Genomic DNA, 8,849 nt, shown 5'->3' with positions numbered 1-8,849 from the left:
GGAGTCGGCGGCAGCGTGAGGTGTGTAGAGGAGACGGGCCCCGCCCCGCCACCGGCTGCCGGTGCGGCCCGCGGTGCCGATCAGCTGCGCACAACGGGAACCCGCTCGAACCACGGGATGCCGTGGCGCGAGCGGGTTCCTGTTGTGCGCAGCTGATCGGCACCGCGGGCCGCAGCGGCAGCCGGTGGCGGGGCCGGGGCGCCGTCGACTCAGCGGATCAGAACCACTTCTCGGCGCGGTGGTCGGCCTGGATGCGACGGATGGTGTTCGAGCGGGACCGCAGCACGAGCGAGTCGGTGTGGATGACGCCGCGCGAGCGACGGACGCCGTCGACGAGGACGCCGTCGGTGACACCGGTGGCGACGAAGAACGTGTTGTCGCCCGTCACCAGGTCGTCCTGGTCGAGGACCTTGTCCAGGTCGTGGCCGGCGTCGATCGCCTTCTGGCGCTCCTCGTCGTCCTTCGGCTGGAGCTTGCCGAGCAGGACCCCGCCGAGCGCCTTGATCGCGCAGGCCGTGATGATGCCCTCCGGCGTGCCGCCGACGCCGACGCACATGTCGATCGCCGAGCCGGGGAGCGCCGCCGCGATGCCGCCGGCGACGTCACCGTCGAGGAGCAGTCGCGTCCCGGCGCCCGTGGCACGGATGGCGCGGATGAGTTCGTCGTGGCGCGGACGGTCGAGCACGGCCACGACCATGTCCTCGAGGTCCTTGCCCTTGGCCTTGGCCAGCGCGCGGATGTTGTCGCCGATCGGCTTGTCGAGGTCCAGGACCCCGCGACCCTCGGGCCCGGCAGCGATCTTGTCCATGTAGAAGACGGCGGACGGGTCGTACATCGAGCCACGGTCGGACACGGCCATGACGGAGATGGCGTTCTGGCGGCCCGCGGCGGTGAGCGAGGTGCCGTCGATCGGGTCGACCGCGATGTCGCAGGCGGGGCCGTGGCCGTTGCCGACGTGCTCGCCGTTGTAGAGCATCGGGGCGTTGTCCTTCTCGCCCTCTCCGATGACGACCACGCCGTCGAAGTTCACGGTGCCGAGGAACTTCCGCATCGCGTCCACCGCGGCGCCGTCGGCGAGGTTCTTCTCACCCCGACCGACCCACGGCTGCGCACGGATCGCGGCGGCCTCCGTCGCACGCACGAGCTCGAGCGCGAGGTTGCGGTCGGGCTGGAGGAACAGGGAGCCGGTCTCAGTCGTGGGAGTCACACCCCCCAGCGTACCGAGCGTCGACCGTCCGGCCTCCCCGGCGGACGGATGTGCAGAGCGCGATCCGTCCACAGGCACCCGTCACACCCACCACGCACCAACCGGCCCTGACTAGCATCGACCGGGACATCACCGAAGAAGTCGAAGGAGATCCCAGTGCCCATCGCAACGCCGGAACAGTACGCCGAGATGATCGACCGCGCGAAGGCCGGGAAGTTCGCCTACCCCGCGGTCAACGTGTCGTCCTCGCAGACCATCAACGCGGTCCTCCAGGGACTGACCGAGGCGGGCTCCGACGGCATCATCCAGGTGACCACCGGCGGGGCGGACTACTTCGCCGGCCAGACCGTCAAGAACCGTGCCGCCGGTGCGCTCGCGATGGCGGCCTTCGCGCACGAGGTGGCGAAGAACTACCCGATCACCGTCGCGCTGCACACCGACCACTGCCCGAAGGACGCCCTCGACGGCTTCGTCCTGCCGCTCATCGCCGCGAGCGAGGAAGAGGTCCGCCAGGGTCGAAACCCCATCTTCCAGTCGCACATGTGGGACGGTTCGGCCGTACCGCTCGACGAGAACATCGACATCGCCAAGACGATGATCGAGAAGACGCGCAACATCAACGCGATCCTCGAGGTCGAGATCGGCGTCGTCGGCGGCGAAGAGGACGGCGTGCAGCACGAGGGCACGAACGACGCCCTGTACACGACCGCGAACGACGTCGAGCGTGTCGTCGAGGCGCTCGGCATGGGTGACCAGGGCCGCTGGATCGCCGCGCTGACGTTCGGCAACGTGCACGGCGTCTACAAGCCGGGCAACGTCAAGCTCCGCCCCGAGCTCCTCGGCGAGATCCAGGACGCCATCGCCCAGAAGCACGGCACCGGCCAGAACCCGCTCGACCTCGTCTTCCACGGCGGGTCCGGGTCGACCGACGACGAGATCCACGAGGCCGTCCGCAACGGCGTCATCAAGATGAACATCGACACGGACACGCAGTACGCGTTCACACGATCGATCGCCGGCTCGATGTTCACCAACTACGAAGGCGTCCTCAAGCTCGACGGCGAGGTCGGCAATAAGAAGCAGTACGACCCGCGCGCCTGGGGCAAGGTCGCCGAGTCCGCGATGGCCGCTCGTGTCGTCGAGGCGACGAAGGTCCTCGGTTCGGCGGGACAGTCCCAGAGCTGACGTCGGACCGGCCAGGAGGCCCGGGGGCGCGTCCGGCGGACGCGCCCCCGTCTGCGTCCGCGAACGCCCACTGCATGCCGGCTCACGACGACGTGCCACGATGGTCGGATGACCGTCGACGCCATCGCCAGCGAGTTCGCCCACTTCGTCACGGAGTCCCCCACCGCGTTCCATGCGGCCTCGGTCGCCCGTGACCGTCTGGTCGCCGCCGGCTTCATCGACCTCGACGAGACCCAGGCGTGGCCGACGGAACCAGGTGCCTACGTGGTGGTCCGCGACGGTGCTGTGATCGCCTGGCGCCTCCCGGACGGCGCGACCGCGACGACGCCCTTCCGCATCCTGGGCGCACACACCGACTCCCCCGGCTTCCGGATAAAGCCAAACCCGACGGTGCGCGTCGGCGGCTGGGAGCAGCTGAACGTCGAGGTCTACGGCGGCCCGGTCCTGTCGACGTGGTTCGACCGTGACCTCCGCATCGCCGGACGGGTCGTCCACCGCGACGGCACGACCGCGCTCTTCGACACCGTCGACGGGGTCGCCCGCATCCCGAACCTCGCGATCCACCTCGACCGCGGCGCCAACGACGGTCCGGCACTCGACAAGCAGCGGCACACGCTGCCGATCGTCGGCACCGACGCCAGCACGGGTGGCACCGACGTGATGGAGTGGCTACGCTCCCGACTCGGCGAGACCGCCGTCTCGTGGGACCTCTTCTTCGCGGACACGCAGGCCCCGTCGCGGATCGGCATCGACCGGGCGTTCCTGGCCTCGGGCCGGATGGACAACCTGACGAGCGTGCACGCCGGACTGCGCGGGCTGCTCGAGGCCCCGGGTGACGGTGACCACATCCCGGTGTTCGCGGCGTTCGACCACGAGGAGATCGGGTCGTCCTCGCCGTCGGGTGCGGGTGGACCGTTCCTCGAGGACGTGCTGGCCCGCGTGCAGGAGGGCCTCGGCGCCACCCGGTCCGAGTCCGCCCGTGCCTTCCGTGCCTCGTGGCTGCTCTCGAGCGATGCCGGACACCTGGTGCACCCCAACCACTCCGAGAAGCACGACCCCACCAACCGCCCGCGGCCGGGTGGTGGTCCGCTCCTGAAGATCAGCGCGAACCAGCGCTACATGACCGAGGCGAAGGGCACCGCGGTGTTCGCCGCCGCGTGTGGGACGGCCGGTGTCGACCACCAGCCGTTCGTCAACGTGAACACGATCCCGGGCGGATCGACGATCGGTCCGATCGCGGCGACCCGGCTGGGGATCCCCACGATCGACATCGGCGTCGGCCTGCTGTCGATGCACTCGGTCCGCGAACTGGTGCACGTCGATGACCTCGCCGACCTGCACGCGGCGGTCGCGGCGTTCCTCGCCTGACCTGGGCGGACCCGGGTCACGAGGCCCGTGTCACGAGGCCCGGGTCTGGAACCCCGGTCCGGAGACCCTGGTTCAGCCGCCCGAGGCCTGACGCATCATCGCTGCGACGAAGCCGTCGTCCTGGAACACCACGATGACGAAGACGATCGAGCTGAACACCGTCGCGACGGCACCGCCGAGCAGCGGCACCCAGAAGGTGCGCCTGCCGGCCCGGAGCCGGACGACGGACCACCAGAGCACGAGGGCGAAGACCACGAGCATGCCGACGGCGCTGATCATCGCGGCGCCGTTGAGCGTGCCCGGGTCCTGCAGTTCCGTGTAGTTCGTCTCGAGGGTCTGGCGGACGGTGGAGGCGACCGAGCCGATCGACAGCGACTGCACGACGCTGACCAGTCCCATCGCCAGGAGGACGAACGTCAGGAGCACGTCGACCGGCGATGCACCGAGCCGGCGGACGGACGGGCCCTCCCGCCGGGTCGTTCCCCGACCGCGGTCCCCCTGCGGCGAGCGGGCCGAGCCGTCCGGACGCGCCGTGCCGTTCGAACGCGCCGCGCCGTTCGAACGCGCCGTGCCGTTCGAGCGCTCGGTGGATGCGACGGCCGACGCGGCGGCGTGATCGCGGTCCCGCTGCTCCTGCCGTTCCTGTTCGACGAGGACGGGGTTGACCCAACCATCGGGTGCGTACTCCCCGTACTGCGGAGCCGGACGACCGGCCGCGCTGGAGACACCGGCCGTACCGGCCGTACCGGCCGCCCCGGCTGTACCGGCCGCGCCGGCCGTACCGGAACCGGCGCCACCACCCGCGGGGTCGACGGACGCGTCGGCGACGACCCGGGCCTCCCGGCCGTCCACCGCCGTCGTCGCCCGCGGCGGGACCCCGGCCCAGCCGTCCGTCTGCGGGTCGGGCCCGGTCATCGGGTGCGCCCGCCGAGCGGACGCGTCGGCTTGCCGTCCGCGTCGGTGCGGAGTTCGCGGGGCAGCGAGAACATCAGGTCCTCGTGCGCGGTGACGACTTCCTCGACCGCACCGTAGCCGGCGTCGGCGAGCTGCTCGAGGACCTCTGCGACCAGGACCTCCGGCACGGAGGCGCCGCTCGTGACCCCGACGGTCTGCACGCCGTCGAGCCACTCCTGGCGGATCTCCTCGGCGTAGTCCACGCGGTGTGCGTCCTTCGCGCCGTACTCGAGGGCGACGTCGACCAGACGGACGCTGTTCGACGAGTTCGCGGAGCCGACGACGATGACCAGGTCCGCTGCCGGCGCGACCTTCTTGACCGCGACCTGGCGGTTCTGGGTGGCGTAGCAGATGTCGTCGGAGGGCGGGTTCTCGATCGACGGGTACTTCTCGCGCAGGAGCCGCACCGTCTCCATGGTCTCGTCGACGCTCAGGGTGGTCTGCGACAGCCACACGAGGTTGTCCGGGTCGGGGACGTCGAGCGCAGCGACGTCGGCCGGACCGTTCACCAGGATCGTCCGGTCGGGTGCGTGGCCCATGGTGCCCTCGACCTCTTCGTGGCCGGCGTGCCCGATGAGGATGATGGTGCGCTCGGCCTTGGCGAACCGGGTGGCTTCGCGGTGCACCTTGGTGACGAGCGGGCAGGTCGCGTCGATGGCGTGCAGGTCGCGGTCCGCGGCACCGGCCACGACGGCCGGGGAGACACCGTGCGCGCTGAAGACGACGTGCGACCCACGGGGCACCTCGGCGACGTCGTCGACGAAGACGGCTCCGCGCTGCTCCAGCGTGGACACCACGTGGACGTTGTGGACGATCTGCTTGCGGACGTAGACCGGCTCACCGTACTGCTCGAGCGCCTTCTCGACGGCGACCACGGCCCGGTCGACGCCGGCGCAGTACCCGCGTGGTGCGGCGAGCAGGACCCGCTTGGGCCCGCTCACCGGGACGTCGCGCAGTCGACCGCGCGCTGCGGGGACCCGCGGCGGGGCGAGCGGGACCGAGTGGCCGTTGGTGATCGTCACGTCCCCGATGATAGGTGAGCAGGACCCGCGCAGCCTGGGCACCGACGAGCCTGTGGAGGAGCGTCGCCGCCCGGGATGTCCCCGGTGTCCGGCAGCATGGACCGCACGACGAGAGAGGGGCGCCATGGCGATCGAACAGGGGCCGCCCACGGCAGAGGACCCGTGGCCCGTCGCGCTGCTCGGCGCGAAGCTCCGGGACTGGATCGACCGACTCGGGGTGGCCTGGGTCGAGGGTGAGATCACCCAGTGGAACGTCGCCGGCGGCAACGTCTACGGCAAGCTCAAGGACGTCGAGGTCGACGCCACCGTCTCGTTCTCCATCTGGTCGAGCGTGCGCTCCCGGGTGCCGTCGGACCTCAAGCAGGGCGCCCGTGTCGTCGCCGCGGTGAAGCCGAACTACTGGGTCAAGGGCGGCTCGTTGACCATGCAGGTCGTCGAGATGAAGCACGTCGGGCTCGGGGACCTGCTCGAACGCCTCGAGCGGCTGCGTCGGGCCCTGGCGGAAGAAGGACTCTTCGACCCCGCGCGCAAGAAGCGTCTGCCGTTCCTGCCGCACCGCATCGGGCTGATCACCGGCAAGGACTCCGACGCTGAGAAGGACGTCAAGCGGAACGCGCAGCTCCGGTGGCCCCAGGTCGAGTTCCGGACCGTGCACACCGCGGTGCAGGGCGACCGAGCCGTCGCCGAGGTCACGGCAGCCATTCAGGAACTCGACGCCGACCCCACGGTCGACGTCATCATCGTCGCCCGCGGCGGCGGCGACTTCCAGAACCTGCTCGGTTTCAGCGACGAGGGCCTGGTCCGGGCCGCCGCGGCCGCGACGACGCCGATCGTCTCCGCGATCGGGCACGAGGCCGACCGACCGATCCTCGACGAGGTCGCGGACCTCCGCGCCTCCACCCCGACCGACGCGGCGAAGCGCGTGGTCCCGGACGTGGCCGAGGAACTGGCCAACGTCCGGCAGGCCCGCGCCCGGCTCGGGCTGCGGCTCTCGCACACGCTCTCGGTGGAGGCCGACCGGATCGCGGCCCTCCGCTCGCGTCCGGCACTGGCGTCCACCGCCTGGCTCGTGGACACCCGCGCCGAAGAGGTCGCTCGTGACCTCTCGCGCGCCCGGGAACTCCTCGACCGGCGCATCGAGCGCTCCCACTCCGAGGTCGGCCACCTGACCGGTCGGCTCCGCGCCCTGTCCCCGCGGGACACCCTCCGCCGCGGGTACGCGATCGTGCAGACGGACACCGGGGCGGTGGTGCGCGGCGCGGACGACCTCGACGGGGCGACACCGGTGCACGTCACGCTCGGCACGGGGACCGCGGTCGGCACGCTCGAGGCGGACGGGCCCGGTCCCGACGGCTCGGGTTCCTGAGCCGGGAGGCCCGTCCACACTCCGCCAGGACGCACGCCACCGCCCCTCCACCGCTGCCGTCCTCCACAGGAGCGGTCCTCCACAGGAGCGGGCGGCAGCCGCCACGTCGGTGGCGGCTCGGTAGGATCGGCATGTGTCTTCCGAGCAGCAGTCCGAGCAGTCCGACGTCCGCTCGCTGAGCTACGAAGCGGCGCGTGACGAACTCGTCCGTGTCGTCTCCGAGCTCGAGCAGGGGTCGGCGACCCTCGAGCGGTCCCTGGGCCTGTGGGAGCGCGGCGAAGCCCTCGCCGCGCGGTGTGAAGAGTGGCTCGTCGGCGCCCGCGCCCGACTCGACGCGGCGCGCTCCGCGACCGAGAACGGCAGCGCGGACCAGTCCGCAGCGGGAGACGCCCGATGAGCGATCCGGAGACCGGCCGCCCGATCGTCGCCGAACTCGGGCGCCCCGAGACGGCGGAGGAGACCTGGGCGCGTAAGGACACCGCCCGCCGAGCCCGCCGTGAACACCAGACGGCGTTCAACCTCGTGCTGGCGCTCATCGCGTCGCTCGGTATCGTGCTGTTCCTGGTCGCCGTCGTGGTCCGCCCCGACCAGGCCGTCGACCGCTCGGTCGACTACCGACAGGTCGCGCAGCAGGCCGACGTCTCCGGGGCGCAGCTCCTCGTGCCGGACCTGCCGTCTTCGTACACCTCGAACCACGCCGAGTACCAGTCCGGTTCGGCGCGGGGGGTCGCGGTGTGGACCATCGGCCTCCTGACGCCCGACGACCAGTACATCGGCATGCACCAGGGCATCGACGCCAACGACACCTGGATCGCCGACCAGCTCGAGCAGAAGCCCGCGACCGGGTCGCGCACGATCGCCGGGACGAAGTGGACCGTCTACGACCGCCGTGACGAGGGCAAGGGCGCGGGCAACAACGCGTACGCCCTCGTGACCACCTCGGGCAAGGACACCGTGGTGCTCGCCGGCACCGCCGACCAGGAGTCCTTCACGACGGTGGCGACGGCGGTCGGCAAGGAACTCACCCGCTAGGCAGCACTTCCGCCGGCAGCAGCACGCGACCCCGCACACCGCCGAGAACCCGAACACCCCCGTGAACCCGAACAGCCCGAGGAACGACACACGATGACCGACCGCGCCGCCTCCACCCCCGCCGACGCCCTGCGACTCCTCGTCGAGGGCAACGCCCGCTTCGCCGCCGACAAGCGCCGCACCGGCCGCATCGACCCCGAGCGCCGCTCCGAGCTGCAGGGCTCCCAGGCCCCGTTCGCGACCGTCCTGGGCTGCTCGGACTCCCGCGTGCCGTTCGAGCACGTCTTCGACGCCGGCATCGGTGACGTCTTCGCGATCCGCAACGCCGGGCAGATCGTGGACGACGTGGTGCTCGGCTCGATCGAGTTCGCCGTCGTCGCGCTCGGCACCCCACTGGTCGTCGTGCTCCGCCACACCCAGTGCGGCGCCGTCGCTGCAGCACGGTCCGGCGAGCCGGTACCCGCCCCGCACCTGCAGGCTCTCGTCGACGCGATCACCCCGAGCGTCGAGCGGGTCCGCGCCACCGACCCCGACGTCGCCCAGGAGGCCGTGGGGGCTGCGCACCTCGAGTCCAGCCTGAAGGCGATCCTGGACCGGTCGGGGGCCGTCTCCGACGCGATCGCGGACGGTAGGTTGGCCGTGGTCGGCGCGACCTACGACCTCACCACGGGCGAGGTCACGATCGACACCGTCGTCGGACAGGCCTGACCCGACG

At 71.4% G+C, this 8,849-nt stretch carries 9 protein-coding genes; 6 read left to right on the top strand and 3 right to left on the bottom strand.

Features of this window, described 5'->3' with window-relative positions; genetic code table 11:
• Window positions 1-217: 217 nt before the first annotated feature.
• Window positions 218-1,207 (bottom strand): class II fructose-bisphosphatase, encoded by a 990-nt coding sequence (gene glpX, locus DEJ24_RS14900; RefSeq protein WP_111079280.1) that lies wholly within the window; start codon window positions 1,205-1,207, stop codon window positions 218-220.
• A 156-nt stretch (window positions 1,208-1,363) separates the two neighbouring features.
• On the opposite strand from glpX, the gene fbaA reads away from it, so the two are divergent.
• The gene (gene fbaA, locus DEJ24_RS14895) at window positions 1,364-2,392 is read left to right on the top strand and encodes a class II fructose-bisphosphate aldolase (RefSeq protein ID WP_110903332.1); all 1,029 of its coding nucleotides are present in this window, start codon (window positions 1,364-1,366) and stop codon (window positions 2,390-2,392) included.
• A 108-nt stretch (window positions 2,393-2,500) separates the two neighbouring features.
• A complete protein-coding gene (locus DEJ24_RS14890) occupies window positions 2,501-3,760 on the top strand; it encodes a M18 family aminopeptidase (protein ID WP_111079279.1) in 1,260 nt (419 codons plus the stop codon).
• Between the two features lie 72 nt (window positions 3,761-3,832).
• Here the strand turns inward: DEJ24_RS14890 and DEJ24_RS17020 are convergent, their stop codons facing one another.
• Window positions 3,833-4,675, bottom strand: coding sequence for a DUF6264 family protein (locus DEJ24_RS17020; protein WP_181436629.1), 843 nt, complete (start codon window positions 4,673-4,675; stop codon window positions 3,833-3,835).
• Window positions 4,672-5,736 carry a 4-hydroxy-3-methylbut-2-enyl diphosphate reductase gene (locus tag DEJ24_RS14880; RefSeq protein ID WP_110903335.1) on the bottom strand — a complete coding sequence of 355 codons (1,065 nt, stop codon included), beginning with the start codon at window positions 5,734-5,736 and terminating at the stop codon, window positions 4,672-4,674. The genes DEJ24_RS17020 and DEJ24_RS14880 overlap by 4 nt, the downstream gene beginning before the upstream one ends.
• A gap of 124 nt (window positions 5,737-5,860) precedes the next feature.
• On the opposite strand from DEJ24_RS14880, the gene xseA reads away from it, so the two are divergent.
• The 4 genes from xseA to DEJ24_RS14860 all read left to right on the top strand — a co-directional run bounded on the left by xseA (window position 5,861) and on the right by DEJ24_RS14860 (window position 8,842).
• Entirely contained in the window at window positions 5,861-7,102 is a 1,242-nt protein-coding gene (xseA, locus tag DEJ24_RS14875) for an exodeoxyribonuclease VII large subunit (RefSeq protein WP_111079278.1), read from the top strand.
• Window positions 7,103-7,235: 133 nt separating this feature from the next.
• Entirely contained in the window at window positions 7,236-7,499 is a 264-nt protein-coding gene (locus DEJ24_RS14870) for an exodeoxyribonuclease VII small subunit (RefSeq protein WP_110903337.1), read from the top strand.
• Window positions 7,496-8,134: a DUF4245 domain-containing protein gene (locus tag DEJ24_RS14865; protein ID WP_111079277.1), complete on the top strand. Its 639-nt coding sequence runs from the start codon at window positions 7,496-7,498 to the stop codon at window positions 8,132-8,134. The genes DEJ24_RS14870 and DEJ24_RS14865 overlap by 4 nt, the downstream gene beginning before the upstream one ends.
• Before the next feature lie 93 nt (window positions 8,135-8,227).
• Window positions 8,228-8,842: a carbonic anhydrase gene (locus DEJ24_RS14860; protein ID WP_111079276.1), complete on the top strand. Its 615-nt coding sequence runs from the start codon at window positions 8,228-8,230 to the stop codon at window positions 8,840-8,842.
• Window positions 8,843-8,849: the final 7 nt, after the last annotated feature.

The organism is Curtobacterium sp. MCPF17_001 (assembly GCF_003234615.1).
In the GTDB taxonomy this organism is placed as follows: Bacteria; Actinomycetota; Actinomycetes; order Actinomycetales; family Microbacteriaceae; genus Curtobacterium.
This window is presented reverse-complemented; position numbering and strand designations above follow the sequence as displayed.

Coding starts and splice junctions, on each gene's coding strand:
- DEJ24_RS14890 (WP_111079279.1), top strand. CDS start 2,501: ATGACCGTCGACGCCATCGCCAGCGAGTTCGCCCACTTCGTCACGGAG.
- DEJ24_RS17020 (WP_181436629.1), bottom strand. CDS start 4,675: ATGACCGGGCCCGACCCGCAGACGGACGGCTGGGCCGGGGTCCCGCCG.
- xseA (WP_111079278.1), top strand. CDS start 5,861: ATGGCGATCGAACAGGGGCCGCCCACGGCAGAGGACCCGTGGCCCGTC.
- DEJ24_RS14865 (WP_111079277.1), top strand. CDS start 7,496: ATGAGCGATCCGGAGACCGGCCGCCCGATCGTCGCCGAACTCGGGCGC.
- DEJ24_RS14860 (WP_111079276.1), top strand. CDS start 8,228: ATGACCGACCGCGCCGCCTCCACCCCCGCCGACGCCCTGCGACTCCTC.